Here is a 25,924-nt window from a genome sequence, read left to right on the forward strand (position 1 = left end):
GGAGCGGGCTTGCCCCGCGATTGCGTTGTGCGTTCGGCAACACGCCCGCGAACAGCACGCTCGCCGCCTGGTCTATTAGACTTGTTGCATTGCCACCCCGATCAAGCGGCGAAAGGAGACGCTATGATTTTCCCCGACCTGCGCGGCCTGCCCCTGCACCGCGTGCTGGTGCGCACCGTCAAGGAGTTCCTCGACGACGAGATGTCCACCTATGCCTCCGCGCTGGCCTACCAGATGCTGTTCTCGCTGTTCCCGTTCCTGCTGTTCCTGATTGCCCTGATCGGTTTCCTGCACCTGCCGGACTTCTTCTCCTGGCTGCGCCTGCAGTCCGAGCTGGTGCTGCCGCCCCAGGCTCTGGAGCAGGTCAACCCGGTGATCGACCAGTTGCAGCAGTCCAAGGGCGGATTGCTGTCGGTGGGTATCGTGATCGCCCTGTGGACCGCCTCGGCGGGTGTGCGCCTGATGATGAGCGCGATGAATGCCGCCTACGACGTGCCAGAAGGGCGGCCGGTGTGGAAGCGTATCCCGCTGTCGATCATCTACACCGTCGGCGTCGCCGGCATGCTCCTGGCGGCTGCCGCGCTGATGGTGCTGGGGCCGCAGGTCATGGGGTGGATCGCCTCCCAGGTGGGCCTGGAAGAGGCGGTGGTGGTCGTCTGGACCATCCTGCGCTGGCCGGCGATCATCATCCTGATGATGGTGGCGGTGGCGCTGATCTACTACGTCATGCCCGATGTGAAGCAGAAATTCCGCTTCATCACCCCAGGCTCGGTGCTGGCGGTGGTGGTGTGGATCATCGCGTCACTGGGCTTTGCCTACTACGTGAAGACCTTTGCCGACTACAACGCCATGTATGGCAGTATCGGGGCGATCATCGTGCTGCTGCTGTACTTCTATATCTCTGCCGCCGTGCTGCTGCTGGGGGCCGAGATGAACGCGGTGATCGAGCACATGTCCGCCGAGGGCAAGAACCCCGGCGAGAAGGAGTTCGCCGAGGACAATCCACAACAGAGCATCACCGTGCTCGGCCATGAGCACCCGGTTACTCCCGAACCCCAGACCCGCGAGCCGAATACCTGATGATCCGCGAAATTCTCAAGATGGGCGACGAACGGCTGCTGCGCATCGCCCCGCCCGTGCCCGAGCACATGCTCGGCAGCCTCGAGCTCAAGCAACTGATCGACGACATGTTCGAAACCATGGCCCATGTCGGTGGCGTCGGCCTGGCCGCCCCGCAGATCGGCATCGACCTGCAGCTGGTGATCTTCGGCTTCCAGCGCAGCGAGCGCTACCCGGACGCCGAGCCGGTGCCGCGGACCATCCTGCTCAACCCAGTGATCACGCCGCTGGCCACGGAGGTCGAGGACGGCTGGGAAGGCTGCCTGTCGGTGCCGGGCCTGCGCGGCGTGGTGCCGCGCTACAAGCACATCAGCTATTCGGGCATCGACCCGCAGGGCAACCCGATCAACCGCTTTGCCGATGGTTTTCATGCGCGGGTGGTGCAGCATGAGTGCGACCACCTGATCGGCCGGTTGTACCCCTCGCGTATCCAGGACTTCAGCAAGTTCGGCTATACCGACGTGCTGTTCCCCGGGCTCGATGTGGCCGACGACTGATCCCGCACCAGCGCCACCAGGACCTTGCTGCGCTGGTAACGGGCAAGGCGCGAGGCAAGGGCTTCGGGCAGCGTGGTGGCCGGGGTGAAGGCCAGGCGCTGGTAGAAGGGCGTCAGGTCCGGATGGCAGAACAGCCAGGTCGGGGAGGTGGCAGCGCCCAACGCGGCTTCCAGCAACTGTGAAGCGATCTGCTGGCCACGCCATTGCGGAGCGACGAACAGGCCGGTCAGCCAGTGGCCGCCCTCGACTTGTGACAAGCTCATCCCTCCGACGATTTCAACGCTGCGCGCCACCCACTGCTCGCCGTCACCGGCGGCGCGCATGCGCGAGCCATGCTGGCGATAGAACTGCTCCAGCAGGCGGCGCTGGATTGGGGGCAGGCGGGTGCAGGTCAGGGGCGGCATGTGTGGCTCACGCTGTGTGGCTGATCGCGGGGCAAGCCCGCTCCCACAAGGTCGCATAAACCCTGTAGGAGCGGGCTTGTCCCGCGACAGGGCCTGTGCAGGAAAAATGGCGGTGCTTTGTCGCAGATTGTTGCAAATCCGGCAAGGGTGAATATCCGACTCCGGGGTTCAACTATTCCGGCTGCGGAGTAGACTTTCACTCATCCCCCCGGCAGTACGATAAAGCGGGATCGGTACTTCGTGTCATCTTCGCAGTCGATGACAACTTCTCCGCGCCATTGACGGCATCAGAAGTCACGCGATCAGCTTGATAGCCATCAAGGTCGTTATCCATGAAAGCCTTACTGATTCTTGCATTGGTCGGTATGTCCTCGCTCGCCTTCGCGGACCAGGTCAAGACCGCAGATACCCAACCCGTGGTCGAGCAGTACGACTATTCCACCAACCTCGACATCAAGCGCGTGATCAGCCTGTCGACGATCCCCAACGTCTGTGAAGTGGTGCCCGCCACCATGACCTACGAGGACCATCAGGGACAGGTGCACACTCTTCAGTACCGCGCCTTGGGTGAGGGTTGCCGGCTGAATTGAGCCGTGCACAATCCCTGTAGGAGCGGCCTTGTGCCGCGAAAGGGCTGCGTAGCAGCCCCAGCAGTGTTGGCGCAAAAGATCGCGGGGCCGCTTTGCGGCCCTTTCGCGGCACAAGGCCGCTCCTACAGGGGCAGGTGTAGATCCCGGACGAGTTCCAGCCCCCGCTTCAACTGCGCCCGGCTGTGCGCCGCCGACAGGCTGACCCGCACCGCCCGCACACGCTCCGTGCCCACCGCGAACACGCTGGCCGGCACGATCTCCACCCCTTGCGCCCGACACCGGGCAACCAGCGCCTCGGCCTCCCCAGGCGTGGCCAGCCAGGCATGGGGCGAAGGCACGCCGTCCACCGGCAGTGCATTGCCCAGCAACGCCCGCGCCAGGCGCCAACGCTCGGCCAGTTCCTCCCGCTGCCAGGCCAGTCGCCGTGCGGCGGTCCCGTCCGCAATCCATTGGCAAGCGATGTACAGGTTCAACGGCGACACCGACCAATGGGTGGCCTGGGCATAAGGATCGATCTGCTCCAGCAACGCTGGCCGCGCCACGATCCAGCCCAGGCGCAGGCCGGCGGCCACGGTCTTGGACAAGCTGCTGATCAGCACGCCGCGGCCTTCGAGCAAAGGGTAGAGAGGTGGTCGATCAGTCAAGGCGCCGTACACGTCATCCTCGATCACCAGCAAGTCGTGGCGTTTGGCGACTTCCGCCAGTGCCTGGCGCCGGGCCTCGCCCATGCAGGCCCCGGTCGGATTGTGCAGGGTTGGGGTGGTCACCAGTACTCGCGCGCCACTGGCCCGCACGACGCGGTCCAGGTCGTCCGGGCGCAAACCCTGTTCATCCAGGGCCACCCCCTGCACCGGCAGGCGCAGCTGTCGACAGGCCGCCTTGATGCCCGGGGCGGTCAGCGCTTCGACCATCACCGGCTCGCCTGCCTGGCACAGCGACTGCAGTACCAGGAGCAAGGCCTGTTGGGCGCCACCGCAGAGCAGCACCTCCTCGGGCCTCAGGGCCAGGCCACGATTGGCCAACCAGCGAGTGCCCTGGATTCGCCCCAGCAGCAGTTGCTCCGGCCCCAGGTAATGGTCGAGCAGGGCGGTTTCACCCTGTTCGAGCAACCGACGCAGGCTGTGCTCGAGGTCAAGATTGTGCGGGTCGGCCACCGGCACGTTGGTCGACAGGTCAATCACCTGATGCTGACGGTCTGGCAGCTTGAGGCGAAACAGCGTTGCCTCCTTGCTGCTGGCCAGCACATAGGTGCCGCGTCCCACCTCTCCGGACACCAAGTGTCGCGCGGCAGCTTCGCGGTAAGCCTGTTGCGTGGTGCTCGGGTTCAGGCCCAGCGCCCAGGCCAGGCGACGCTGGGGTGGCAGGCGCTCACCGGCTTTCAGCTCACCCTGTTCGATGGCGCCGGCGATGGCCTCGACCAGCGCCAGGTAGCGCGGCTGGTTGTTGTCTGGCAGGGAGGGAATCCACACGAAATTGCTACCCATGCAATATATCTTTGGACCCATACAATGGCCGGCGCTTAGGATCGGATCAAGCCCTACCGATGAAGGAAGATCGCCATGTTCGACTTGCCCGCCCTGCGTGAAGCCGCCGCCTTTGTTCACCAGCACGTCCCGCCGACCCCGCAGCATGCCTGGCCGCTGCTGGCCGAGCGGCTGGGTTGCCAGCTCTGGGTCAAGCACGAGAACCATGCCCCCACCGGTGCCTTCAAGGTGCGTGGTGGGCTGGTCTATGTGCGTTCCCTGCTGGCCAGTGGCGAGGTCCCCCGCGGGCTGGTCACCGCCACCCGCGGCAATCATGGCCAGAGCATGGCCCTGGCGGCGCGCCAGGCGGGCTTGCCGCTGGTGATCGTGGTGCCTGAAGGCAACTCGCGAGAGAAGAACGCCGCTATGCGCGCCCTGGGCGCGGAACTGGTGGAGCATGGCGTGGACTTCGACGTTGCCCGTGAAGAGGCCGCGCGCCTGGCCGAGGAACGCGGCTACCAGATGGTCCCATCGTTCCACCCGGAACTGGTGCGCGGCGTGGCCACCTATGCGCTGGAGCTGTTCGAGGCGGTGGCCGACCTGGATTGCGTGTATGTGCCGATCGGCATGGGCTCGGGCATCTGCGGGCTGATCCAGGCGCGCAACCTGCTGGGGCTGGACACCGAGATCGTCGGCGTGGTCTCCAGTGCGGCGGACGCCTATGCCCAGAGCTTCGAGCGGGGGCGCATCGTCACCACCGCCAGCGCCGACACTTTCGCCGACGGCATGGCTTGCCGCGTGCCGCACCCCGATGCCTTCGCCCTGGTGCGCGAACATGCCGCACGCATCGTGCGGGTGAGCGACGACGAGATCGCCGAGGCCATGCGCCTCTATCACGAAACCACCCACAACACCGCCGAGGGTGCCGGTGCCGCTGCCCTGGCCGCGCTGATGCAGGAGCGTGGGCGTCAGGCCGGCAAGCGTGTCGCGGTGGTGCTCAGTGGCGCCAATGTGGATCGTGGGCGTTATGCGCAAGTGCTGATGGGGAATGAAAAATCCTGAATGAATGTTGACAGTGGAGGTGCTATCTTTATTTGATAGCATTTTCCAATGAACACTCGATATCGCAAGATTCTGGAGTGCATCTTCAGAACACCGACCACGCCTACATTGCCGTTTGCCGAGATCGAGGCCCTGGTGCTGCACCTTGGCGGCCAGGTGCACGAACGCCAGGGATCCAGGGTCAAGATCCTGCTGGCTGGGCAGTGCTGGCGGTGTCATCGCCCACATCCTGGCAAGGAGGCCAGGCGATATCAGATAGAAGAAGCCCGCGAATTCCTGCTGCGGGCGGGAGTCCGACCATGAGCTGCATGCGATACAAAGGGTACGCCGCCCGTATCGAGTACGACGCGCGTGATGACATTTTCGTCGGCCGCGTACTCGGCCTGCGCGATATCATCAGCTTCCACGCCCGCTCTGTGCCCGCGTTGCACGAGGCGTTCCGCGAGGCACTCGACGACTACCTGGCCGACTGTGCCGAACAAGGTATCGCCCCGGAGAAGCCGGCCTCCGGCAAGGTCATGTTGCGCATCCGGCCCGAGGTCCACGCCGCCGCGAGCATCGCCGCTAGGGCTGCCGGCAAGAGTCTCAACCAATGGGCCGACGAGGTCTTCGAGCAGGCGGCAATGGCCTGAGCGGGCGCAAATTTTTCCTATACGCCTGTGGCCTGGCCACGGTTGAATGGCGTTTCCTTTTCCCTGCTCCGAGTGCTGCATGCCTTTTTCCAACGGTTTTCTCCTCAGCCTTTCCCTGTGCCTGGACATTGGCATGGCCAATATCGCGATGATCACCCTGGCCATGCAGCGCGGCTTTCTCCAGGGCTTCTGGCTGGGCCTGGGGACCTGTGTTGGCGACCTAATCTACGCTATCGCTGCACTGGCCGGGATGGCTGTGTTACTGCAGTTCGAGGCCGTGCGCTGGACCCTGTGGCTGGGCGGTTCGGCACTGCTGGTGTGGTTTGCCGTGAAGATGCTGCTGGCGGCTTGGCGCGGTGGGCATCTGGAGTCGCGGGGCGAGGTGGTGGTGGAGTCGGGCTGGCGCGAGTTCCTGCGCGGGATCTTCCTGGCCATGTCATCGCCCAGCGCAATCCTCTGGTTCGCGGCGGTGGGTGGGGTGCTGATCTCCAGGTCCGGTGGCGGTAGCCTGCTGGACGCGGGTCTGTTCCTCGGCGGTTTCTTCGCCGCCGGGTTGGCCTGGTGCGTGTCGCTCTGCGGCATCGCCAGCCATGGTGGGCGCTTGCTTGGGGACCGGCTGCTGACGTGGTCCTACCTGCTGTCGGCGGCCATTTTCTGTTACTTCGCGGTGTATGTGATTCTCTCCGGTTATCGTGAGTTCATCTTGTCTACACCCGTTTGAGTCTGGGGAGTTCCCTGAAGTGGCAATTATCCATCCCTGCACCGACCCGAGCAGCCCGGTTTGGCTGCACTTGCGCAGTGCCTTGTGGCCCGACAGTACGGCAACTGACCACCTGGCGGAAATGGCCGATATCGCCGGCAGCCCCGCAACCTTCGTGGCCCTGCTGGCGTATGACGAGCAGGGCAGGGTGCATGGGCTGGCCGAGGCGTCGGTGCGCCATGACTATGTAAATGGCAGCAACACATCGGCGGTGGCGTATCTCGAAGGCATCTTCGTCGAACAGGCCTCGCGCGGCCAGGGCGTGGCCCGCCAGCTGATCGCGGCTGTCGAGCGGTGGGCCGCCGGCAAAGGTTGCCGAGAACTGGCCTCGGACGCGGCCCTGGACAACCTAGGCAGCCAACGGATGCATGCGGCCCTGGGCTTTGCCGAGACCGAGCGTGTCGTGTACTTCCTCAAACAGGTCGCGCCCCTCAACTGAAAATTTCCGGGCAGTTGTCGATTTGCCGTTTTCCCGTTCGACCAGTGTTGAAAGCGTCACCACCAACCCTGATGAATCTTCGGAGGAAACACCGATGAACACTGCAGCCGAGCGTGAACTGAAGCAACTGATCGAGCAGTGGATGCAAGCCGTGCGCGAGCGTGACGTGGACCGTATCGTCGCCCCTTACGCCGACGACATTCTTGCCTTCGACGCCATCCAGGCCCTGCAATTCAAGGGCAAGGCCGCTTACCGCGCCCATTGGGAAATGTGCATGGGCATGTGCACCGGGCCGATGGTGTTCGAGTTGGCGCAACTGACCGTGCACGCCGACGGCGACCTTGGCCTGGCCCACTGGCTCAACCGCTGTGGCCCGTCCGACGATGAGAGCCAGTGCGGTTTCATGCGCGCCACTGTCGGCTACCGGCGCAGCGGCGGCCATTGGCAGGTCATCCATGAACACTGGTCGGCACCGTTCGACATGGAAACGCAAAAAGCGCTGTTCGATCTCAAACCCTGAACGCTCTCGACCGCCTATCGCCACCTTGCCCCGGAGACGATCATGAAATACCTGTGCCTGGTCTATTGTGATGAAGCGCTGTTGCACAGCCTGCCCGACAGCCCCGAGGACGCCGAATGCATGGCCTACGCCGAGTCCATCCAGGGCTCCGGGCGGATGATCGCCGCCGAGGCGCTCAAGCCCGTGCAGACGGCCACCACGGTGCGCGTACGCGCCGGGCGCATGAGCCTGACCGATGGCCCATTCGCCGAAACCAAGGAGCAGTTGGCCGGTTTCTACCTGGTCGATGCACGCGACCTCAATGAAGCGTTGAACATCGCCAAGGGGATTCCTGCGGCGCGGGTTGGCAGCGTCGAGGTGCGCCCAGTGCGAGAGTTGCAACCCTGACGTGAATGGAGAGCCATGATGACCCAGGTATCGCCTGGCTGATGAACAGCGAAGGGCAAATCCGTGATGAAGTTGCGGCGGTCTACCGCCGCGACTCCCGGCGCATCCTGGCCACCCTGATCCGCCTGCTGGGAGACTTCGACCTGGCCGAGGAGGCCCTGCATGACGCCTTCTTCATTGCCGTCGAGCGCTGGCAGCGCGATGGCATCCCGGACAATCCGCGGGCCTGGCTGGTCTCCGCTGGCCGTTTCAAGGCCATCGACGCCTTGCGTCGGCGTGCCCGTTTCGACCGCTCCCAGGCGGACCTGATCATGCTGCTGGAGGGCGAGGCCCAGGACCCGGGCGAGCAGGAGCTGCTGGTCGACGATCGGCTGCGCCTGATTTTCACCTGCTGCCACCCGGCCCTGGCCTTCGATGCCCAGGTGCCGCTGACGCTGCGCGAGGTCTGCGACCTGACCACCGAGCAGATCGCCCGCGCCTTCCTGCAGAGCCCGGCGACCATCGCCCAGCGCATCGTGCGCGCCAAGGCCAAGATCCGCGACGCGCAGATTCCCTACCAGGTACCGGAGCTGGGCGAGTTGCCGGAGCGGCTGGAGAGCGTGCTGCGGGTGATCTACCTGGTGTTCAACGAGGGCTATTCGGCGTCGTCGGGCGAGGATGTGACTACGCGTGCGCTGACCGATGAAGCAATCCGCCTGGGCCGGTTGCTGGCGCAGTTGTTGCCGGATGCCGAAGTGCTGGGGCTGTTGGCGCTGATGCTGTTGCAGGCCTCGCGGCAGAACGCGCGCAGCGATACCGACGGTGAGCTGGTGCTGCTCGACGAACAGGACCGGAGCCTGTGGGACCGGGCACAGATAGAGGAGGGCAGCCAGTTGGTGCGCCAGGCACTGAGCGGCCGGGAGTTCGGCCCCTACAGCGTGCAGGCGGCGATTGCCGCGCTGCATGCCGAAGCACCCAGCGCCGAGGCCACCGATTGGGACGAGATCGTCGGCCTGTACGATGTGCTGCAGCGTCACTGGCCGTCACCGGTGGTGGAGCTGAACCGGGCGGCGGCACTGGCCCGGCGCGATGGCGCGCAGGTCGGGTTGCGGGCGGTCGAGGCGATACTCGAACGGGGCGAGCTGGGCGATTATCACCTGGCCCATGCCGCGCGTGCCGAACTGCATCGGCAACTGGGCAATACCGCGCAGGCCCGCGAGGCCTGGCAGCAGGCGCTGACGTTGACCCGGCAGGGGCCGGAACGCCGGCATATCGAGCGGCGTTTGCGCGAGCTGGGCTAAGCGCCTCACTGTAGGAGCGGCCTCGTGCCGCGAAAGGGCTGCGTAGCAGCCCCGGCGATCTATGCGTAATCCAGGGACTGCTGGGCAGTCCTTTCGCGGCACAAGGCCGCTCCTACAGTGACCGTGCGCATCTCAGCTGGCAACGAACTCCGGCGGGCTCACCAGCTCGACGGTCTGCTGCTTGCGCGGCGCGAGGATCTCGGCTTCGCCGGCGACCACCAGTTCGTCGTTCTGGTTGTACACGTTGGTAGCGATGCGCACCTTGAACTTGGGCAGCTTCTCGAGGATTTCCAGGCGCACGGTCAGCTCGTCGCCGATCTTCACCGGTTTCTGGAAGCTCATCTGCTGGCCCAGGTAGATGGTGCCCGGGCCGGGCAGGGTGCAGGCCACCGCAGCGCTGATCAGCGCGCCGCTGAACATGCCGTGGGCGATGCGCTCCTTGAACATGCTCTTGGCGGCGAACTCGGCATCCAGGTGCACCGGGTTGTGGTCACCGGACATGGCGGCGAACAGCTGGATGTCGCGTTCTGCCACGGACTTCTTGTATTCAGCTTTCTGGCCGACTTCGAGGGCTTCGTAAGGCGTGTTGGTGACCTGGGTCATCAGGGGCTTCCTTGTGGGGCGGGCGAGGCTGCCGATCATTCACTGCGGGCGGGTCGGCCAAGGGCCAGCGCCTGCTCCAGCCAGCCGATGATCTCGGCGGTGACCTCGTCGCGATGGGTTTCGTTGAGCACTTCGTGGCGTGCGCCGGGGTAGATGCGCAACTGTACATGACGGTTGCCGGTCGCGCGCAGGGCGTCGGCCAGATGGGTGAGACGCTTGCCGGCACTCACCGGATCACATTCGCCGCCCAGCACCAAGATCGGCAGGTTCGGATCGATCTGCGCCAGGTTCTTCTTCTGACTGATCTGCGCCAGCCCTTGCAGCAGGTCGAGCCACAGCTGGTTGCTGCAGCGAAAGCCGCACAGCGGATCGGCGATGTACTTGTCCACCTCCGCGGCATCGCGGCTGAGCCAGTCGAAGGCGGTGCGGTTGGGCTTGAACGCCTTGTTGAACGAGCCGAACGACAGCCAGTCGATCAGCGCGCTCTTGCCCAGCGGGCCCTGGCGCCAGGCCTCGAGACGGGCGATCTGGCGCGCCGCGCGGTACAGCGCCACCGGCTGGAAGTTCGAGCCGCTGAGGATCGCGCCCTGCAGGCTGGCGCTGTGGTGCAGCAGGTAGGCCTGGGCGATGTAGCTGCCCATGCTGTGGCCGAACAGAAACAGCGGGGTCCCCGGAAACTGCTGGCCGATGTGCTGGGCCAGCAGGCCCAGGTCGTTGAGCACGGCATTCCAGCCATTTTGCCGGGCGAACAGGCCCAGGCTGCCCAGCTCGGCGGTGCGGCCGTGGCCGCGCAGGTCGGGGGCGAGCAGCCCGTAGCCGGCCGCGTTGAGCGCATGGCCCAGGCGCTGGTAGCGCCCGGCATGCTCGGCCATGCCATGGGCCAGCAGCACCACGGCCTTGACCGGTGTGGCCGGCAGCCATTGGTGGACATAAAGGCTGCAATGCTCGCTGGCGGGGAGCCAGAAGGCGTCGTGGGGCATGGCGGGTCCTTGCGCGCGAAGGTTGCCCAACAGTGTATGCGCAAAGCCATCGATTGCAGGAAGGACAGAAAAGAGATTCACAATGTTAATGGCGGCACTTGGCGTATTTGCCACCCTCGACAGAGCTGCTAACGTCGGCTGAACACCTTTTTGCCAGCCGGCGATCAGGTCAGGGATGTCCCGGCAGAGGAACAACAATAAATGCAAGCCGATTTCTGGAACGACAAGCGCCCGGCGGGCGTACCTTCCACCATTGACATGAATGCCTACACATCCGTCGTCGACGTCTTCGAGCGCTGCTGCAAGCGTTTCGCCGACCGTCCGGCGTACAGCAACCTCGGCGTCACCCTGAGCTATGCCGATCTCGAACGCCATTCCGCGGCCTTTGCCGCCTGGCTGCAGCAGCACACCGAACTGGTGCCGGGCGACCGCATCGCGGTGCAGATGCCCAATGTCCTGCAATACCCCATCGCGGTGTTTGGCGCCATGCGTGCCGGCCTGATCGTGGTCAACACCAACCCGCTGTACACCGAGCGCGAGATGCGTCATCAGTTCAAGGACTCCGGCGCCCGTGCCCTGGTGTACCTGAACATGTTCGGCAAGCGCGTGCAGGAGGTGCTGCCGGACACCGGCATCGAATACCTGATCGAGGCGAAGATGGGCGACCTGCTGCCGACGGCCAAGGGCTGGCTGGTCAATACCGTGGTCGACAAGCTGAAGAAGATGGTGCCGGCCTACCAGTTGCCCCAGGCCGTGTCGTTCAAGCAGGTGCTGCGCCAGGGGCGCGGGCTTACCCACAAACCGGTGGCGCAGACCCTGGAAAACATTGCGGTGCTGCAGTACACCGGTGGCACCACCGGGCTGGCCAAGGGCGCCATGCTCACCCACGGCAACCTGGTGGCCAACATGCTCCAGGTGCTGGCCTGCTTCGGCCAGCACGGCCCCGATGGCCAGCCACTGATCAAGGAAGGGCAGGAGGTGATGATCGCGCCGCTGCCGCTGTACCACATCTATGCCTTCACCGCGAACTGCATGTGCATGATGGTGACCGGCAACCACAACGTGCTGATCACCAACCCCCGCGATATCCCCGGCTTCATCAAGGAGCTGGGCAAGTGGCGGTTCTCGGCGCTGGTGGGCTTGAACACGCTGTTCGTCGCGCTGATGGACAACCCGGGCTTCAAGTCGCTGGATTTCTCCGCGCTGAAGATCACCAATTCCGGCGGCACCGCGTTGGTCAAGGCCACCGCCGAACGCTGGGAGGCCCTCACCGGTTGCCGCATTGTCGAAGGCTACGGCCTGACCGAAACCTCGCCGGCGGCCAGCACCAACCCCTATGGCCAGCTGGCGCGCCTGGGGACCGTGGGGCTCCCGGTGCCCGGCACCGCGTTCAAGGTGATCGACGATGAGGGCCACGAGCAGCCGCTGGGCGAGCGTGGCGAGCTGTGCATCAAGGGGCCGCAGGTGATGAAGGGCTACTGGCAGCAGGTAGAGGCCACCACCCAGGTGCTGGATGCCGAAGGCTGGCTGAAGACTGGCGACATCGCTGTCATCGATCCGGACGGTTTCACCCGCATCGTCGACCGCAAGAAGGACATGATCATCGTCTCGGGCTTCAACGTGTATCCCAACGAGATCGAGGACGTGGTGATGGGCCATCCGCAGGTGGCCAGCTGCGCGGTGATCGGCGTGCCGGACGAGCGCACCGGCGAGGCGGTGAAGCTGTTCGTGGTGCCGCGCGCGGGTGGGGTGAGCGTCGATGAGCTCAAGGCGTTCTGCAAGACCAACTTCACTGGCTACAAGGTGCCCAAGCACATCGTGTTGCGCGAATCGCTGCCGATGACCCCGGTGGGCAAGATCCTGCGCCGGGAGTTGCGCGACATCGCCTGACGGTGGCTAATCCAATCCTGTGGGATCGACGCAACGCCGTTCCCGCAGGCCCTCTCTAGGGCAGGGCTTTCAGGCGGATTCGCGACATTTTGTATAATTACTCTAAAAATGACCTGCATTGTTCATTGAGTCATTTTCGTGACCTGTCGGCCCATTTCGGCCTCTAGGCGACCCCTTGCAAAGCTGTTACTCTCGGCGCGCTTTCAGAGGATCCGGTTTGCAATGAGCCGGCCTCTCATATCAATAATAAGCGCATCGACGCGTACCGAATTCGCTGTTGCTGAAGGAGCGGGCTTCCATGATCGAACATTTTTGGAAGGATAAGTACCCAGCCGGGGTCACGGCGGACATCAATCCTGACGAATTCCCCAATATCCAGGCGGTACTCAAGCAATCCTGCCAACGCTTTGCCGACAAACCTGCCTTTAGCAACCTGGGCAAGACCATCACCTACGGCGAGCTGTACACCCTGTCCGGCGCCTTCGCCGCCTGGCTGCAACAGCACACCGACCTGAAGCCGGGTGATCGCATCGCGGTCCAGCTGCCCAACGTCCTGCAGTATCCCGTTGCCGTGTTCGGCGCCATGCGTGCCGGCCTGATCGTGGTCAACACCAACCCGCTGTACACCGCGCGGGAGCTGGAGCACCAGTTCAACGACTCCGGGGCCAAGGCCCTGGTATGCCTGGCCAACATGGCGCACCTGGCGGAAAAGGTGGTGCCCAAGACCCAGGTCAAACACGTCATTGTGACCGAAGTGGCCGACCTGTTGCCACCTCTCAAGCGCCTGTTGATCAACAGCGTCATCAAGTACGTGAAGAAAATGGTGCCGGCCTACCACCTGCCGGGCGCCGTGCGCTTCAACGACGCCCTGGCGCTGGGCAAGGGCGGCGCGGTGACCGAGGCCAACCCGCAGTCCGGCGATGTCGCCGTGCTGCAGTACACCGGCGGTACCACCGGCGTTGCCAAGGGCGCGATGCTCACCCACCGCAACCTGGTCGCCAACATGCTGCAGTGCCGCGCGCTGATGGGCTCGAACCTGCACGAAGGTTGCGAGATCCTCATCACCCCGCTGCCGCTGTACCACATCTACGCCTTCACCTTCCATTGCATGGCCATGATGCTCATCGGCAACCACAACGTGCTGATCAGCAACCCGCGCGACCTGCCGGCCATGGTCAAGGAACTGGGCAAGTGGAAGTTCAGCGGTTTCGTCGGCCTCAACACGCTGTTCGTTGCCCTGTGCAACAACGAGACGTTCCGCAACCTCGACTTCTCGGCGCTGAAGATCACCCTGTCCGGCGGCATGGCCTTGCAACAGAGCGTGGCCGAGCGCTGGAAGACGGTGACCGGCTGCGCCATCTGCGAAGGCTACGGCATGACCGAGACCAGCCCGGTGGCGGCGGTCAACCCGACTTCGGCCAACCAGCTGGGGACCATTGGCATCCCGGTGCCGTCCACCCTGTGCAAGATCATCGACGACAACGGCCAGGAGCTGCCCCTGGGCGAGGTGGGCGAGCTGTGCATCAAGGGGCCGCAGGTGATGAAGGGCTACTGGCAGCGTGAAGACGCCACCGCCGAAATCATCGACAGCAACGGCTGGCTGAAGACCGGCGACATCGCCCTGATCCAGCCGGACGGCTACATGCGCATCGTCGACCGCAAGAAGGACATGATCCTGGTGTCCGGCTTCAACGTGTACCCCAACGAGCTCGAAGATGTGCTCGCCGCGCTGCCGGGCGTGCTGCAATGCGCGGCCATCGGCATCCCGGACGAGAAGTCCGGCGAGGTGATCAAGGTGTTCATCGTGGTCAAGCCGGGCATGACCCTGACCAAGGAGCAGGTGATGGAGCACATGCGCGCCAACGTCACCGGCTACAAGGTGCCCAAGGCCATCGAGTTCCGCGACGCGCTGCCGACCACCAACGTCGGCAAGATCCTGCGCCGCGAGCTGCGCGACGAAGAGCTGAAGAAGCAAGGTCTGAAGAAGATCGCCTGATCCCCAGCGTGCGCGATCGATGTAGGAGCGGCCTTGTGCCGCGAAAGGGGTGCGAAGCACCCCCATCGATTGATGCATTGTCGCTGAAATCCCGGGGCTGCTTTGCCGCCCTTTCGCGGCACAAGGCCGCTCCTACACAGGGAGGTTGCGCAGACTTAAGGCTCAGCGCAGCTTTTCCAGCATCTGGTAATACCACATCCCCGCCGCCAGCAGCGGATTGCCCAGCAGGTCGCCCATCGGTACCTTGATGTGCCGGCACCCGGCAAAGGTATCGAACTTCTCCAGCGTCCCGGTCAGCGCCTCGGCCATGATCTCGCCCATGATGTGGCTGGTGGCGATGCCATGCCCGGAATACCCCTGGCAGTACCAGACGTTGTCCGACAGCTTGCCCAGCTGCGGGATGCGGTTGACCACGATGCCCATGGCGCAGCTCCACTGGAACTCGATCGGCACGCCCTTGAGCGCCGGGAAGGTGCGCTCGATGCACGGGCGCAGCTCGCCTTCGATGTCCCGCGAGTCGCGCCCGGAGTAGTTGGCGCCGCCGCCGAACAGCAGGCGCTTGTCGGCGGTCAGGCGGTAGTAGTCGAGGACGAAACGGCAGTCGTACACCGCCAGGTCCTGCGGGTTGATCTGCTCGGCCAGCTCGCCCAGCGGCGCGGTGGTGACGATGCCACCCATGGCCGGGAAGATCTTGCCCTTGAGCTGGCGTTTTTCCAGCTTGTGATACACATCGCCCGCCAGCATCACCTGGCGTGCCTCGATCCGTCCCCGGGCGGTGACCACCGCCGGGCGCGGGCCGTGGACGATCTCCAGCACCTCGGAGTTTTCGAACACCAGCGCACCCAGCCCGTGGGCGGCGCGGGCCTCGCCCAGGCACAGGTTGAGCGGGTGCAGGTGCAGGTTGCGGCGGTTCTTCAGCGCGCCGAGGTACAGCGGGCTCTGCAGGTGGCGTTGCATGGCGCTGCGATCGAGCAGTTGCACCTGGTCGCCCATGCCGCGGCGCTGGGCCTCGGCCTCGAAGGCGCGCAGTTCGTTCATGTGCGACGGTTTCATCGCCGCGTGCAGGTGGCCGTGCTTGAGGTCGCACTGGATGCCGTAGCGTTCGACGCGCTGCTCGATGATCTGGTGGCCGCGCCAGCGCAGCTGCCAGATGAAGTCGTCCACCTCGGCGCCCAGCCGGTCGCGCATCTGCGTGCGCATGGCCTCGTCGCCCGACAGGCTGCCGGTGACCTGGCCGCCGTTGCGCCCGCTGGCGCCCCAGCCGATGCGGTTGGTCTCGACGATGGCCACTTTCAGGCCGCGCTCGGCCAGTTCCACGGCGGTGGCCACGCCGGTGAAGCCGCCGCCGATGATCGCCACGTCGACCTGCACCGTGCCCTTGAGCGTGGGGTACTCGGTCGTGTCGTTGAGGGTGGCGCTGTAATAGGACGGCGCGCGCTGGGCCGGGCCGTTGTTCACTGCTGCGTTCATGCTTGTTCCTTCTTGTAATCTTGTGGGCATCAGGCCTGGTGCAGGTACCAGCGCCAGTCCTGCTCGCCGACCTCGGCCATGAACTGGCGGTACTCGGCGCGCTTGACCTTGAGGTAGACGCCGAGGAAGGCCTCGCCCAGCGCCTCCCGGGCCCAGCTCGAATTTTCCAAGGCCTCGAGGACGGTTAGCCAGTCGGTGGGCAGGTGTTCGCCGGCCTGGGCATAGCCGTTGCCCTCGACCGGGGCGCCGGGATCGAGTTGTTCACGGATGCCCTGGTGGGTGGCGGCGAGGATCGCGGCGGCGGCCAGGTAGGGGTTGGCGTCGGCGCCGCAGATGCGGTGCTCGATATGCCGGCTGTTGGCCGGGCCACCGGGTACGCGCAGGCTGACGGTGCGGTTGTCCACGCCCCAGGTCGGTGCCAGCGGCGCATAGCTGTTGGCCTGGAAGCGGCGGAACGAGTTGGCGTTGGGGCAGAACAACAGCAGCGATTCACGCAGGTGACGCAGCATGCCGGCCACCGCCTGGCGCAGCAGCGGGGTGCCGGCCTTGTCTTCGCTGGCGAACAGGTTGTTGCCGGCGGCGTCGGCCAGGCTCAGGTGCATGTGCATGCCGGTGCCGGCCAGCTGGGCGAACGGCTTGGCCATGAAGCAGGCCTGCATGCCGTGGGCGTTGGCGATACCCTTGACCAGACGCTTGTAGCGCACGGCCTGGTCCATCGCCTGGAGCGCGTCACCGTGCTCCAGGGTGATCTCCACCTGGCCGGGGGCGTATTCGGAGATCGCCGTGCGGGCCGGGATGCCCTGGGCCTTGCAGGCGGCATAGAGGTCGGCAAGGAAGGGTTCGATCTGCTCCAGCTCGCGCAGGCCATACACCTGGGTCCCGCGTGGGCGTCCGCCGTCGCTATCCAGCGCCGGTTGCGGTCGGCCGTGGGCGTCGCGCTGCTGGTCGAGCAGGTAGAACTCCAGCTCGCAGGCCATCACCGGGTGGAAACCATCGGCCTTGAGCGCGTCGATCACCCGCAGCAGCACATGGCGCGGATCGGCCACGCTGGCCGGCAGGCCTTCGCTGGGGTGCATGCTGACCTGCACGGCGGCGGTCGGCACCCGGCGCCAGGGCAGGCGCACCAGGCTGCCGTCCAGCGGGTATGCGCGGCAGTCGATGTCGCCGACGTCCCAGACCAGGCCGGAGTCTTCGACATCATCGCCGTTGAGGGTCAGGCCGAGGATGGTGCTGGGCAGCGGGCGGCCGCTTTCGAACACCGCCAGCAGCTCCTCGCGGTGCAGCAGCTTGCCGCGGGGCACGCCGTTGGCGTCGAGGAGGAACAGCTCGATCAGGTCGATATCGGGGTTGTCGGCCAGGAAACGCCTGGCTTGCTCTGCGGGGGCAAAGTGCATGGTGGATTCGCTCTGGGGCACACGTGACCGCCGCGCAGGCGAGCGGTCAGGCTGAGTCAATCGGCCAGAAGGCGGCCGGGTCGGGTCAGGAGTGCGTGAGCGACGTGTCCGGTGGGCGCGCGTGGCGGCAGTGCCACAGCGCCCAGAACGCCAGGATGATATGGACCAGCGGATTTTCACCGGCACGGGCCCGGGCCTTCGGCAGCGAAGGGTAGGGCAGCGGGCGGGCGATCATCGGGTCGGGAAGCATCCCTGGATACTCACATGGCCTGTAAGGTTGATTAAAGCAGTGAATGGCGACGTTCATTCCGGTGGCAGCTAAACATTGGCAAGGTTTGTTCGCCGCGTCGCAGCAGCTTAGGAAGCTTCCCACAGTTTTCTCGGACCTAGGCTAATTGGCAGGTGGCGCGCCAGCGGTGAAAGTCCCTTTCTTTGTAGGAATGGTCAGGGATCGCCATGCAAGCGCAAAGGACTTATCAGGTAATCGCCCATCACGCGATCATCTTCGATGTCAGCGAGTTCATCATCCAGCCAGGGGAATGTTGTCAGATCCGGCAGGCGGGGCTGCCATTCGTGCATGCCGGGCACTATCAGGTCGTTGAAAAGATGGCAGAGCTTTATGACCGAATGCAGGCGGGGGAGCGGCCTTGCCATATGACGGTTGCAGTATCTCGGCCGATTTCACGACAGCAAGGGGACATCCTAAATCAGCAAAGGCAGAGGGTTTCGACTGTAGTCGGCTGGCTTGCAGGTAAAGCAGGCGCAAGTGTTGCAGGCCCGCTGGCGGGTACGCCCGTGGGGGCGATCACTGGAGGGGCGGTCAGTGTTGTTGCTGGCTGGGCAATGCTGCGCTCAATACCGACCTTTCACGTGGGCGATGTTCTGGTGTCGCTGTCAGCCAAGGTTCACGGCGGCATAGGTCCTCAGACGTCCAGCCTGATGTTCATCATGTGATTGAAGGGTAGCCATGACTGAGATCTTTCTTCTTACCCTTTATGGGCTGGTCGCCGGCCTATTGCTTGACTGGGCATGTCGCTCAGCAACGCTCAGATGCTGCGTCTGCGTGGCGCTGATGGCAACTGGCATAACGGCGTGCACACAACTTGGCGAGCGTGAATTCTTGCGGCTGGATGGGATGTACTGGTGGATTCTTTGTGATGCAGTTGCAACGCTGCTGCTTTTCAAGCGCTCCCGCTATTTCGAGCGTGATCGCGACTGAACGGCGGGCACAGCAACCGTGAAAGGCGGTATTGGTCCCCAATCCAGCAGCCTGATGTTGATTATCTGAAGGGGAGCGGATATGTGGGTGCTTTATGGTATTTGCTATGCCCTCGTGGTCGGCACGTTGGTCGACTGGGCATGCCGGTCAAGGTGCATCAGGTTTCTTCTCTATATCGTCTTCAACGTCACGGGGATTACCGCCTGTAATCAACTGGGTGAAGAGCAGTTCCTGCAACTTGATGGTATTGGCTGGTCAGCTTTTTTCGTGGCAATTGCTACCCCGTTGTTTTTCAAGCGCTCCCGCTATTTCGAGCGTGATCGCGACTGAACGGCGGGCACAGGCAGCATCGATTTCGCAAATCTGCGACAATCCCGCCTCTTACGCCTGCCGATCATGAAAAAGCAGCACTCGCCTGCATCATTAAAAAGCCCCATGACAGACCACGCCATCGACCAACTGCTGAAGAACCTCGACCACGCCATGATCGCCGACCGCCATCGGTTGCGCCGGCAATTGCACGAGCTGCGCAAGCGCCCCGACGAGGGCAAGCTCGCGCAGTGGGTGGAAAAGGTCCAGGCCTCCTGCGCCCAGGTCACCGCGCGCCAGCAGAGCGTGCCGAGCATTCGCTACGACGACAGCCTGCCGATCGCCGCCAAGCGCGACGAGATCAAGAAGGCCCTGGCCGAGCACCAGGTGCTGGTGATCGCCGGCGAGACCGGTTCCGGCAAGACCACCCAGCTGCCGAAGATCTGCCTGGAGCTGGGCCGCGGCAGCCATGGCCTGATCGCCCACACCCAGCCCCGGCGGATCGCCGCGCGCAGTGTCGCGGCGCGGGTTGCGGAAGAGCTGGGCACGCCGTTGGGGGCGCTGGTCGGCTACCAGGTGCGCTTCGAGGACCAGAGCGATTCGAACACCCTGGTCAAGCTGATGACCGACGGCATCCTGCTGGCCGAGACCCAGCACGACCGCTTCCTCGAGCGCTACGACACGATCATCGTCGACGAGGCCCATGAGCGCAGCCTGAACATCGACTTCCTGCTCGGCTATCTCAAGACCCTGCTGCACCGCCGCCCGGACCTGAAGCTGATCATCACCTCGGCGACCATCGACCTGGAGCGCTTCTCCAAGCACTTCGATGGCGCGCCGATCATCGAGGTGTCCGGGCGCACCTACCCGGTGGAAACCTGGTACCGGCCGCTGACCAGCGAGCACGACGAGGAGGGCAACCAGGTCGAGGAGGACCTTTCCGTCGACCAGGCGATCCTCGCCAGCCTCGACGAGATCGCCCAGCACGAACGCAGCCAGGGCAAGGGCCCGGGCGATGTGTTGGTGTTCCTGCCCGGCGAACGCGAGATTCGCGACGCCGCCGAGATCCTGCGCAAGGCGCAGCTGCGCCACACCGAGATCCTGCCGCTGTATGCGCGGCTGTCGCCGGCCGAGCAGCAGCGGATCTTCCAGTCCCACAGCGGCCGGCGCGTGGTGCTGGCGACCAACGTCGCCGAAACCTCGCTGACCGTGCCGGGCATCCGCTACGTGATCGACAGCGGCACCGCGCGCATCAGCCGCTACAGCTACCGCGCCAAGGTCCAGCGCCTGCCCATCGAGGCGGTGTCCCAGGCCAGCGCCAACCAGCGTAAAGGCCGCTGCGGCCGGGTCGAGCCGGGCATCTGCATCCGCCTCTACAGCGAGGACGATTTCAACGGCCGGCCGGCGTTCACCGACCCGGAGATCCTGCGCACCAACCTGGCCGCGGTGATCCTGCAGATGCTGCACCTGCGCCTGGGCGCGATCGACGCCTTCCCGTTCATCGAGCCGCCGGATGGCAAGGCCATCAGCGACGGCTTCAACCTGTTGCAGGAGCTATCGGCGGTCAACCGCGAGAACCAGCTGACGCCGCTGGGCCGCCAGCTGGCGCGCCTGCCGATCGATCCTCGTTTGGGCCGCATGCTGCTCGAAGGAGCCCGTCAGGGCAGCCTGCAGGAAGTGCTGATCGTCGCCAGCGCGCTGTCGGTGCAGGACCCGCGCGAGCGCCCGCCGGAGCGCCAGCAGGCCGCCGACCAGGCGCACGCGCAGTGGAAGGATGTCGATTCCGACTTCGCCGCGCTGGTCAACCTGTGGCGCGGTTTCGAGGAGCAGCGCCAGGCGCTGACCGCTAGCCCGCTGCGTAACTGGTGCCGCAAGAACTTCCTCAACTACCTGCGCCTGCGCGAGTGGCGCGACGCCCACCGCCAGCTGGCGCTGATCTGCCGCGACCTGCAGTTGACGGTCAACAAGGACGCCTGCGACTACCAGCCCCTGCACAAGGCGATTCTCAGCGGCCTGCTCAGCCAGATCGGCCAGAAGACCGAGGAGGGCGACTATCAGGGCGCGCGTCAGCGGCGTTTCTGGGTTCACCCGTCGTCTGGCATCGGTCGCAAGCGACCGCAGTGGGTGATGGCCGCGGAACTGGTGGAGACCACCAAGCTGTATGCGCGCATGGTGGCCAAGATCGAGCCGGACTGGATCGAGCCGCTGGCCACCCACCTGATCAAGAAGAACCACTTCGAACCGCACTGGGAGAAGAAGCGCGGCCAGGTGGTGGCCTACGAGCAGATCACCCTTTACGGGCTGATCCTGGTCGGTCGCAGGCCGGTGCATTTCGGCCCCATCGACCCGATCACTTCCCGCGAGCTGTTCATCCGCGACGGCCTGGTCGGTGGCGAGATCCAGTCGCGGGCCAAGTGCCTGGCGACCAACAAGCGCCTGCTCGAGCAGCTCGACGAGCTGGAAGCCAAGGCCCGTCGGCGCGATATTCTGGCCGACGAGGAGACGCTGTACGCCTTCTACGAGGCGCGCCTGCCCGAAGAGATCCACCAGACCGCGACCTTCGACAGCTGGTACCGGATGAACAGCCAGAAGGATCCGAACCTGCTGATCATGCGCGAAGAGGACGTGCTCGCCCGCGAGGCCAGCGAGGTCACCGCCGCGCAGTATCCGGACCACCTGCAGGTGGGCGAGCTGCGCCTGTCGCTGAGCTATCACTTCGAGCCGAACCATCCGCGTGACGGCGTGACCGTGCGGGTGCCGGCGCCGTTGTTGCCGAACCTGCCGGGCGAGCGCCTGGAATGGTTGGTGCCCGGCCTGCTGGAGGCCAAGTGCATCGCCCTGGTGCGCAACTTGCCCAAGGCCCTGCGCAAGAACTTCGTGCCGGTGCCCGACTTCGTCAAGGCGGCCCTGTCGCGCCTGGCGTTCGGCCAGGGGGCATTGCCGCAGGCCCTGGGCCAGGAGTTGCTGCGCATGACCGGGGCGCGGGTGTCGGACGAGGCCTGGGCGGAGGCGGCCGGGCTGGTGGAAGGCCATCTGCGCATGAACATCGAAGTGGTTGACGCCCAGGGCAAGTTCCTCGGCGAAGGCCGCGACCTCGCCGAGCTGACCGCCCGCTTCGCCGCCGCCAGCCAGGCGGCGCTGGCCCTGCCGCGTAGCGAGAAGGCCGAGCAGCCGGTACAGGCCAAGGCCTTCGCGCAGGTGGCGCAGACCGCCCAGCAGAAGATCGCCGGGCTGTCGATGACGGTCTACCCGGCGCTGGTCGAGGACAACGGCACGGTGCGCGAGGGACGCTTCTCGACCCAGGCCGAAGCCGAGTTCCAGCACCGTCGCGCCTTGCAGCGCCTGTTGCTGCAACAGCTGGCGGAACCGGCCAAGTTCCTGCGCGGCAAGCTGCCGGGGCTGACCGAGCTGGGGCTGCTGTACCGTGAACTGGGCCGGGTCGAGGCACTGGTCGAGGATATCCTCCTGGCCAGCCTCGACAGTTGTGTGCTGGAAGGCGAAGACCCACTGCCGCGCGATGGCGCGGGCCTGGCCTCGCTGGCCGAACGCAAGCGCGGCAACTGGACCGAGCACGCCGAACGCCTGGCCCGCCTGACCCTGGAGGTGCTGAAGCTGTGGCATGGCTTGCAGAAGCGCTTCAAGGGCAAGATCGACCTGAGCCAGGCGGTGGCGCTCAACGACATCAAGCAGCAGCTGGCCAACCTGGTGTACCCGGGCTTCGTGCGGGAAACGCCGGGGGCCTGGTTCAAGGAGTTGCCGCGTTATCTCAAGGCGATTGAACTGCGCCTGGAGAAGCTGGGTTCGCAGGTGCAGAAGGACCGGGTGTGGAGCGCCGAGCTGGCCAATTGCTGGGCGCAGTACCAGGCCCGCGCCGACAAGCATGCCCAGGAAGGCAAGCGCGATGAGCAGTTGACCCTGTACCGCTGGCTGCTGGAGGAATACCGGGTGTCGTTGTTTGCCCAGCAACTGGGGACGAAGGTGCCGGTTTCCGACAAGCGACTGAGCAAACAGTGGAGTCAGGTGGAAGCCTAAGCCCCCCGAGTTGTGGCAAACTTGGTGGAATTTGGGCCGCTTTGCGGCCCATTCGCGGGCGAGCCCGCTCCCACAGGATTATCGCCGGTTCTGAACATGGCGATGCCCTGTGGGAGCGGGTTTACCCGCGAACGAGGGCAAAGCCCTCGCCTACAAACTGGTACCAAGGTGCCAGTATCGACCTTTTTTCGGCCAGCGCCCGTTTGGCGATGGCCTCTGACAGAGGAACGACCGTGCACAACGTCGTGATCAGCGGCACCGGCCTGTACACCCCGGCCCAAAGCATTTCCAACGAAGAACTGGTGGAATCCTTCAACGCCTGGGCACAACGATTCAACCGTGACAACGCCGCCGCCATCGAGCGTGGCGAGGTCGAGGCGGCGCCGCTGTCCGACGCCGCCTTCATCGAGAAGGCTTCGGGCATCAAGAGCCGCTTCGTCATGGACAAGGCCGGTATTCTCGATCCGCAGCGCATGAAGCCGCGCCTGCCCGAGCGCGGCAACGACGAACAGTCGATCCTCTGCGAAATGGGCGTGGCTGCCGCCCGCCAGGCCCTGGAGCGTGCCGGTCGCAGCGCCGCCGATGTCGACGGCGTGATCGTCGCCTGTTCCAACCTGCAGCGCCCGTACCCGGCCATCGCCATCGAAGTGCAGCAGGCACTGGGCATCCAGGGCTTCGCCTTCGACATGAACGTGGCCTGCTCGTCGGCCACCTTCGGTATCCAGACCGCCGCCAACAGCGTGCAGCTGGGTCAGTCGCGCGCCGTGCTGGTAGTCAACCCGGAGATCTGCACCGGCCACCTGAACTTCCGTGACCGCGACAGCCACTTCATCTTCGGCGACGCCGCCACCGCGGTGCTGGTCGAGCGTGCCGACCTGGCCACCTCCGAACACCAGTTCGACATCGTCAGCACCAAGCTGCTGACGGCGTTCTCCAACAACATCCGCAACAACTTCGGCTTCCTCAACCGCGCCGCGGAAGAGGGCATCGGTGCCCGCGACAAGCTGTTCGTGCAGGAAGGCCGCAAGGTGTTCAAGGAAGTCTGCCCGATGGTCGCCGAGCTGATCGGCCAGCACCTGGCCGAGAACGATCTGCAGCCGTCGGACGTCAAGCGCTTCTGGCTGCACCAGGCCAACCTGAGCATGAACCACCTGATCGTCAAGAAGCTGCTGGGGCGTGAAGTGGCCGAGGAAGATGCGCCGGTGATTCTGGATCGCTATGCCAACACCAGTTCGGCGGGGTCGGTGATTGCCTTCCACCTGTATCAGGATGACCTGGCCAAGGGTTCGCTGGGGGTGCTGAGTTCGTTTGGTGCGGGGTATTCGATTGGTAGTGTGGTGCTGCGCAAGCGCTGATTTCCGGTTCGAGAATGCTGGGGCCGCTTTGCGACCCTTTCGCGGCACAAGGCCGCTCCTACAGGGGATCGCATTTCCCTGTAGGAGCGGCCTTGTGCCGCGAAAGGGCTGCAAAGCAGCCCCAGTTTTCTGACAGGCAAAAAAAGCGGGAAATGCCGGATGGGGTCAGCAATTCCCGCTTCAGCATAGCGCTTAGAACTTGGCTTCCAGGTCGACCTGCAGGGTGTCGACGTCGGCGTTGTTGTTCGGCAACTGCGACAGGTCGGTCTTGGCCATCAGGTAGGCCGCGCCCAGGGAGAAGTTCTTGTCGATCTCGTAGCCGACCTTGAACTTGTGACCACGCGAACCTGTGAAGCCTGCGCCGAAGTCGGAGTCGGTGAACAGGCTGACCACGGCGTTGCGCTGCACGTCGCGGTAGTTGTAGTCCAGGCTCCAGGCGCCCAGCTTGGTCTTGAGACCCGCCAGCCAGGCCTTGTCCTCGCCGTCGGTGCTGTCGGTGTTCTTGACGAACTGGCCATAGGCCGACAGCGGGATGGCGAAGCCGGTGAAGTCCACCTGGCCGAAGCCTTCGGCCAGGTTGAACTCGGTGGTGGTGTTGCCGAAGCTGCGCAGCACGGCCGACTTCTTGTCGTTGTCGAAGCCGTAGAGGCTGCCGCCGACGGTGACCTTGACGCTGTCAGCCAGGTTGAACTTGGTGCCCAATTGGCCGTGGTACAGCTGCGCGTCGTGCTTGAACTGCACGCCGTCGCCGTCGACGTTGTCCTTGAGGGTGTAGTGGCCGGCGCTGCCGAACACTTCGGCGCCGCCCAGGTTGGTCTTGTAGGTAACGGCCACGCCTTCCGGGTTGATGTCGCTGTCCCAGATGATGTCGCCCATGCTCACCCACGGCTGCAGCATCTTGCCGCCGATCAGGTGCAGGTTCGGCACGGCGGTCGGGTGCCAGTCGAGGTAAGCGAGGTCCACCCACAGCGATTTCTTGTCGAAGTAGTTGTCCAGGCTCTGGTTGGTCGAGCGGGCGTCCGAGCTGCTGCCGGTGGCCACGCGAATGCCGGCGTCGACCTGCGGGTTGATCTCGCTGTAGAAACCGACACGGGCGCGCACGCGCTCGCGGTCCTGGTTGCCGCTGCGGCTGTTGGGGTTGTCGACGTTGACGTCTTCGTAGCGCAGGCGCACGTCACCCTTGATCTGGGTCTTGGCGGCCCAAGCCACTTTTTGTTCGAAGGAGCTCAGGCGCTCGGACTGGGCTTTCTGGTCGGCCTTTTCCTTGGTTTCCTTTGCCAGGTCGCCCTGCAGTTCGGTGTACTGCGCCTGGTTGATCGAGCCGTTGGCGCGGAGTATTTCGAGCAGCTTGGCGTCGACAGCAGCACTGGCCGGAGTACTCAGAGCCAGCATCATGCCGGTGAGGCTCACCCCGGTAAGTGTAGAAACAAGACGCATAAGGTTCTCCCTGTTGGAAAAGTGGGGAGGCTCAAGCGCCCGCCCCCGAGTTGGCATGTCTTCGGAAAGGGCCTGACTAGACAGGT

General features: G+C 64.7%; 25 protein-coding genes. 18 read left to right on the forward strand and 7 right to left on the reverse strand.

What is annotated here, in order from left to right; translation table 11 throughout:
- The first annotated feature begins 123 nt into the window (after nt 1–123).
- Together VUG52_RS07040 and def are read left to right on the forward strand one after the other, a co-directional pair.
- Nucleotides 124–1,080: a YihY/virulence factor BrkB family protein gene (locus tag VUG52_RS07040; protein ID WP_050706818.1), complete on the forward strand. Its 957-nt coding sequence runs from the start codon at nt 124–126 to the stop codon at nt 1,078–1,080.
- On the forward strand, nt 1,080–1,616 hold the full coding sequence (gene def, locus VUG52_RS07045) for a peptide deformylase (protein WP_331832623.1): 537 nt from the start codon (nt 1,080–1,082) through the stop codon (nt 1,614–1,616). Before VUG52_RS07040 ends, def begins: the two co-directional genes overlap by 1 nt.
- Here def and VUG52_RS07050 read toward each other — a convergent pair.
- Nucleotides 1,571–2,020, reverse strand: a complete 450-nt coding sequence (locus tag VUG52_RS07050; RefSeq protein ID WP_082337819.1) for a GNAT family N-acetyltransferase — start codon at nt 2,018–2,020, stop codon at nt 1,571–1,573. The two genes, def and VUG52_RS07050, sit on opposite strands and share 46 nt — an antisense overlap.
- A 332-nt stretch (nt 2,021–2,352) precedes the next feature.
- On the opposite strand from VUG52_RS07050, the gene VUG52_RS07055 reads away from it, so the two are divergent.
- A complete protein-coding gene (locus VUG52_RS07055) occupies nt 2,353–2,610 on the forward strand; it encodes a DUF2790 domain-containing protein (protein WP_028693053.1) in 258 nt (85 codons plus the stop codon).
- A 122-nt stretch (nt 2,611–2,732) separates the two neighbouring features.
- Here VUG52_RS07055 and VUG52_RS07060 read toward each other — a convergent pair whose 3' ends face one another.
- Nucleotides 2,733–4,094, reverse strand: coding sequence for an aminotransferase-like domain-containing protein (locus VUG52_RS07060; protein WP_156329666.1), 1,362 nt, complete (start codon nt 4,092–4,094; stop codon nt 2,733–2,735).
- Nucleotides 4,095–4,169: 75 nt separating this feature from the next.
- On the opposite strand from VUG52_RS07060, the gene VUG52_RS07065 reads away from it, so the two are divergent.
- From VUG52_RS07065 to VUG52_RS07100, 8 genes are all read left to right on the forward strand, one after another.
- Nucleotides 4,170–5,135, forward strand: coding sequence for a threonine dehydratase (locus VUG52_RS07065; protein WP_050706816.1), 966 nt, complete (start codon nt 4,170–4,172; stop codon nt 5,133–5,135).
- A 48-nt stretch (nt 5,136–5,183) separates the two neighbouring features.
- A complete protein-coding gene (locus tag VUG52_RS07070) occupies nt 5,184–5,438 on the forward strand; it encodes a type II toxin-antitoxin system HicA family toxin (protein ID WP_082337818.1) in 255 nt (84 codons plus the stop codon).
- Nucleotides 5,435–5,767, forward strand: coding sequence for a type II toxin-antitoxin system HicB family antitoxin (locus VUG52_RS07075; protein ID WP_050706815.1), 333 nt, complete (start codon nt 5,435–5,437; stop codon nt 5,765–5,767). Before VUG52_RS07070 ends, VUG52_RS07075 begins: the two co-directional genes overlap by 4 nt.
- Before the next feature lie 79 nt (nt 5,768–5,846).
- Nucleotides 5,847–6,488: a LysE family translocator gene (locus tag VUG52_RS07080; RefSeq protein WP_050706814.1), complete on the forward strand. Its 642-nt coding sequence runs from the start codon at nt 5,847–5,849 to the stop codon at nt 6,486–6,488.
- Nucleotides 6,489–6,513: 25 nt separating this feature from the next.
- The gene (gene aac(6'), locus VUG52_RS07085; RefSeq protein WP_050706829.1) at nt 6,514–6,966 is read left to right on the forward strand and encodes an aminoglycoside 6'-N-acetyltransferase; all 453 of its coding nucleotides are present in this window, start codon (nt 6,514–6,516) and stop codon (nt 6,964–6,966) included.
- 94 nt (nt 6,967–7,060) lie between these two features.
- Nucleotides 7,061–7,486: a YybH family protein gene (locus VUG52_RS07090; RefSeq protein WP_331832624.1), complete on the forward strand. Its 426-nt coding sequence runs from the start codon at nt 7,061–7,063 to the stop codon at nt 7,484–7,486.
- Nucleotides 7,487–7,528: 42 nt separating this feature from the next.
- Nucleotides 7,529–7,873 (forward strand): YciI family protein, encoded by a 345-nt coding sequence (locus VUG52_RS07095; protein ID WP_028693059.1) that lies wholly within the window; start codon nt 7,529–7,531, stop codon nt 7,871–7,873.
- 41 nt (nt 7,874–7,914) lie between these two features.
- Nucleotides 7,915–9,153, forward strand: coding sequence for an RNA polymerase sigma factor (locus VUG52_RS07100; protein WP_050706828.1), 1,239 nt, complete (start codon nt 7,915–7,917; stop codon nt 9,151–9,153).
- Nucleotides 9,154–9,285: 132 nt separating this feature from the next.
- Here VUG52_RS07100 and VUG52_RS07105 read toward each other — a convergent pair whose 3' ends face one another.
- Both VUG52_RS07105 and VUG52_RS07110 read right to left on the reverse strand, forming a co-directional pair.
- Nucleotides 9,286–9,756, reverse strand: coding sequence for a MaoC family dehydratase (locus VUG52_RS07105; RefSeq protein WP_028693061.1), 471 nt, complete (start codon nt 9,754–9,756; stop codon nt 9,286–9,288).
- Between the two features lie 35 nt (nt 9,757–9,791).
- Entirely contained in the window at nt 9,792–10,736 is a 945-nt protein-coding gene (locus VUG52_RS07110; RefSeq protein ID WP_050706812.1) for an alpha/beta hydrolase, read from the reverse strand.
- Nucleotides 10,737–10,937: 201 nt separating this feature from the next.
- Here VUG52_RS07110 and fadD2 point away from each other — a divergent pair, with 201 nt between their 5' ends.
- Together fadD2 and fadD1 are read left to right on the forward strand one after the other, a co-directional pair.
- On the forward strand, nt 10,938–12,626 hold the full coding sequence (fadD2, locus tag VUG52_RS07115) for a long-chain-fatty-acid--CoA ligase FadD2 (protein WP_050706811.1): 1,689 nt from the start codon (nt 10,938–10,940) through the stop codon (nt 12,624–12,626).
- A 298-nt stretch (nt 12,627–12,924) separates the two neighbouring features.
- Nucleotides 12,925–14,622 (forward strand): long-chain-fatty-acid--CoA ligase FadD1, encoded by a 1,698-nt coding sequence (gene fadD1, locus VUG52_RS07120; protein ID WP_028693064.1) that lies wholly within the window; start codon nt 12,925–12,927, stop codon nt 14,620–14,622.
- 162 nt (nt 14,623–14,784) lie between these two features.
- Here the strand turns inward: fadD1 and VUG52_RS07125 are convergent, their stop codons facing one another.
- Both VUG52_RS07125 and VUG52_RS07130 read right to left on the reverse strand, forming a co-directional pair.
- Nucleotides 14,785–16,092: an NAD(P)/FAD-dependent oxidoreductase gene (locus VUG52_RS07125; protein ID WP_050706810.1), complete on the reverse strand. Its 1,308-nt coding sequence runs from the start codon at nt 16,090–16,092 to the stop codon at nt 14,785–14,787.
- A 29-nt stretch (nt 16,093–16,121) separates the two neighbouring features.
- The gene (locus VUG52_RS07130; protein ID WP_050706809.1) at nt 16,122–17,486 is read right to left on the reverse strand and encodes a glutamine synthetase family protein; all 1,365 of its coding nucleotides are present in this window, start codon (nt 17,484–17,486) and stop codon (nt 16,122–16,124) included.
- A gap of 456 nt (nt 17,487–17,942) precedes the next feature.
- On the opposite strand from VUG52_RS07130, the gene VUG52_RS07135 reads away from it, so the two are divergent.
- The 5 genes from VUG52_RS07135 to VUG52_RS07155 all read left to right on the forward strand — a co-directional run bounded on the left by VUG52_RS07135 (nt 17,943) and on the right by VUG52_RS07155 (nt 24,401).
- The gene (locus VUG52_RS07135; protein ID WP_050706808.1) at nt 17,943–18,440 is read left to right on the forward strand and encodes a hypothetical protein; all 498 of its coding nucleotides are present in this window, start codon (nt 17,943–17,945) and stop codon (nt 18,438–18,440) included.
- Between the two features lie 13 nt (nt 18,441–18,453).
- A complete protein-coding gene (locus VUG52_RS07140; protein WP_050706807.1) occupies nt 18,454–18,705 on the forward strand; it encodes a hypothetical protein in 252 nt (83 codons plus the stop codon).
- 81 nt (nt 18,706–18,786) lie between these two features.
- The gene (locus tag VUG52_RS07145) at nt 18,787–19,035 is read left to right on the forward strand and encodes a hypothetical protein (protein WP_050706806.1); all 249 of its coding nucleotides are present in this window, start codon (nt 18,787–18,789) and stop codon (nt 19,033–19,035) included.
- Nucleotides 19,036–19,140: 105 nt separating this feature from the next.
- Nucleotides 19,141–23,046: an ATP-dependent RNA helicase HrpA gene (gene hrpA / locus VUG52_RS07150; protein ID WP_050706805.1), complete on the forward strand. Its 3,906-nt coding sequence runs from the start codon at nt 19,141–19,143 to the stop codon at nt 23,044–23,046.
- 233 nt (nt 23,047–23,279) lie between these two features.
- Nucleotides 23,280–24,401: a beta-ketoacyl-ACP synthase III gene (locus VUG52_RS07155; RefSeq protein WP_050706804.1), complete on the forward strand. Its 1,122-nt coding sequence runs from the start codon at nt 23,280–23,282 to the stop codon at nt 24,399–24,401.
- 192 nt (nt 24,402–24,593) lie between these two features.
- On the opposite strand, the gene VUG52_RS07160 is transcribed toward VUG52_RS07155, so the two are convergent.
- Complete coding sequence (locus tag VUG52_RS07160; protein ID WP_050706803.1) at nt 24,594–25,838, reverse strand: putative porin; 1,245 nt, start codon at nt 25,836–25,838, stop codon at nt 24,594–24,596.
- Nucleotides 25,839–25,924 lie beyond the last annotated feature (86 nt).

The sequence above is a fragment of the Pseudomonas sp. LH21 genome (genome assembly GCF_036549575.1).
GTDB classification, from domain to species: domain Bacteria; phylum Pseudomonadota; class Gammaproteobacteria; order Pseudomonadales; family Pseudomonadaceae; genus Aquipseudomonas; species Aquipseudomonas peradeniyensis.

Bases quoted from the DNA above. Each gene is read 5' to 3' on its own strand.
- VUG52_RS07070 (WP_082337818.1), top strand. From the start codon at position 5,184: ATGAACACTCGATATCGCAAGATTCTGGAGTGCATCTTCAGAACACCG.
- VUG52_RS07095 (WP_028693059.1), top strand. From the start codon at position 7,529: ATGAAATACCTGTGCCTGGTCTATTGTGATGAAGCGCTGTTGCACAGC.
- VUG52_RS07100 (WP_050706828.1), top strand. From the start codon at position 7,915: ATGAACAGCGAAGGGCAAATCCGTGATGAAGTTGCGGCGGTCTACCGC.
- VUG52_RS07130 (WP_050706809.1), bottom strand. From the start codon at position 17,486: ATGCACTTTGCCCCCGCAGAGCAAGCCAGGCGTTTCCTGGCCGACAAC.
- VUG52_RS07050 (WP_082337819.1), bottom strand. From the start codon at position 2,020: ATGCCGCCCCTGACCTGCACCCGCCTGCCCCCAATCCAGCGCCGCCTG.
- VUG52_RS07060 (WP_156329666.1), bottom strand. From the start codon at position 4,094: ATGGGTAGCAATTTCGTGTGGATTCCCTCCCTGCCAGACAACAACCAG.
- VUG52_RS07065 (WP_050706816.1), top strand. From the start codon at position 4,170: ATGTTCGACTTGCCCGCCCTGCGTGAAGCCGCCGCCTTTGTTCACCAG.
- VUG52_RS07080 (WP_050706814.1), top strand. From the start codon at position 5,847: ATGCCTTTTTCCAACGGTTTTCTCCTCAGCCTTTCCCTGTGCCTGGAC.
- VUG52_RS07075 (WP_050706815.1), top strand. From the start codon at position 5,435: ATGAGCTGCATGCGATACAAAGGGTACGCCGCCCGTATCGAGTACGAC.
- VUG52_RS07105 (WP_028693061.1), bottom strand. From the start codon at position 9,756: ATGACCCAGGTCACCAACACGCCTTACGAAGCCCTCGAAGTCGGCCAG.
- VUG52_RS07055 (WP_028693053.1), top strand. From the start codon at position 2,353: ATGAAAGCCTTACTGATTCTTGCATTGGTCGGTATGTCCTCGCTCGCC.
- VUG52_RS07040 (WP_050706818.1), top strand. From the start codon at position 124: ATGATTTTCCCCGACCTGCGCGGCCTGCCCCTGCACCGCGTGCTGGTG.
- VUG52_RS07125 (WP_050706810.1), bottom strand. From the start codon at position 16,092: ATGAACGCAGCAGTGAACAACGGCCCGGCCCAGCGCGCGCCGTCCTAT.
- VUG52_RS07140 (WP_050706807.1), top strand. From the start codon at position 18,454: ATGACTGAGATCTTTCTTCTTACCCTTTATGGGCTGGTCGCCGGCCTA.
- fadD2 (WP_050706811.1), top strand. From the start codon at position 10,938: ATGCAAGCCGATTTCTGGAACGACAAGCGCCCGGCGGGCGTACCTTCC.
- VUG52_RS07160 (WP_050706803.1), bottom strand. From the start codon at position 25,838: ATGCGTCTTGTTTCTACACTTACCGGGGTGAGCCTCACCGGCATGATG.
- VUG52_RS07135 (WP_050706808.1), top strand. From the start codon at position 17,943: ATGCAAGCGCAAAGGACTTATCAGGTAATCGCCCATCACGCGATCATC.
- VUG52_RS07110 (WP_050706812.1), bottom strand. From the start codon at position 10,736: ATGCCCCACGACGCCTTCTGGCTCCCCGCCAGCGAGCATTGCAGCCTT.
- def (WP_331832623.1), top strand. From the start codon at position 1,080: ATGATCCGCGAAATTCTCAAGATGGGCGACGAACGGCTGCTGCGCATC.
- VUG52_RS07145 (WP_050706806.1), top strand. From the start codon at position 18,787: ATGTGGGTGCTTTATGGTATTTGCTATGCCCTCGTGGTCGGCACGTTG.
- hrpA (WP_050706805.1), top strand. From the start codon at position 19,141: ATGACAGACCACGCCATCGACCAACTGCTGAAGAACCTCGACCACGCC.
- fadD1 (WP_028693064.1), top strand. From the start codon at position 12,925: ATGATCGAACATTTTTGGAAGGATAAGTACCCAGCCGGGGTCACGGCG.
- VUG52_RS07090 (WP_331832624.1), top strand. From the start codon at position 7,061: ATGAACACTGCAGCCGAGCGTGAACTGAAGCAACTGATCGAGCAGTGG.